Origin of the sequence: Streptomyces rugosispiralis, from assembly GCF_024505145.1 — a bacterium.
GTDB lineage: Bacteria > Actinomycetota > Actinomycetes > Streptomycetales > Streptomycetaceae > Streptomyces > Streptomyces rugosispiralis.
The window spans coordinates 1-848 of record NZ_JANIAA010000187.1 but is presented as its reverse complement, the minus strand read 5'-3'; the positions used below and the strand labels follow the sequence as shown (position 1 = coordinate 848).

Sequence of the window (848 nt, the reverse complement as noted above, 5' to 3'; positions counted from 1 at the left end):
CCACTCCACCCGGTACAGCGGCTCACCGCCGTCGCCGGACGACGCGAGCTGCGCCTCCGAGACCGGCCGGGTGACCAACGCATCCGCCGACGCAACCGGCGTACCGGCGGCATCCGCCACCAGCACCGACATCCCATCAGCGCCCGTCCGGGTCAGCCGTACCCGCAGGGAAGTCGCACCAGTGGCATACAGCGACACACCACTCCACACGAACGGCAGCCGGATCCCGCCAGAACTCCCGCTCCCGTCCTTCTCCGCGGCGGCGGACACCAGCCAGGCGTGCAGCGCCGCGTCGAGCAAGGCGGGGTGCAGCCCGAACCGGGCCGCGTCCGCCCGCGACTCCTCCGCCAGCTCCACCTCCGCGAAGACCTCATCGCCCTTGCGCCACACGGCGCGCAGACCCTGGAACACCGGCCCGTACACCAGCCCGGTAGCCGCCACATCCTCATAGAAGCCAGCGGTCTCCACCGCCTGCGCCCCCGCCGGCGGCCATGCCTTCAGGTCCGCCGGACCCGTCATCCCATCGACGGTGGTGGAGTTCAGGGCCAGCATGCCCTTCGCGTGGCACGTCCACGACGCGTTCGGGACGTCGTCGCGGCGGGAGTACACGCTGAACTCGCGCTGCCCATCCTGCTCGGGCCCACTCACCACCAGCTGCACCTGGACCGCCCCCTCATCGGGCAGCACCAGGGGCGCCTCAAGCGTCAACTCCTCCAACCGGTCACAACCCACCGCGTCACCGGCCCGCGACGCCAACTCGACAAACGCCGTACCCGGCAGAATGACCCGGCCCAGCACCGCGTGATCGGCCAGCCAAGGATGCGTACGCAGCGACAACCGACCGGTCA

Annotated in this window: 1 protein-coding gene; it reads right to left on the bottom strand. The window is 71.0% G+C overall.

The window, feature by feature from the left end:
• The coding region (locus NP777_RS46985; protein WP_256656339.1) for a polyketide synthase dehydratase domain-containing protein at nucleotides 1-848 on the bottom strand (848 nt) is incomplete at both ends.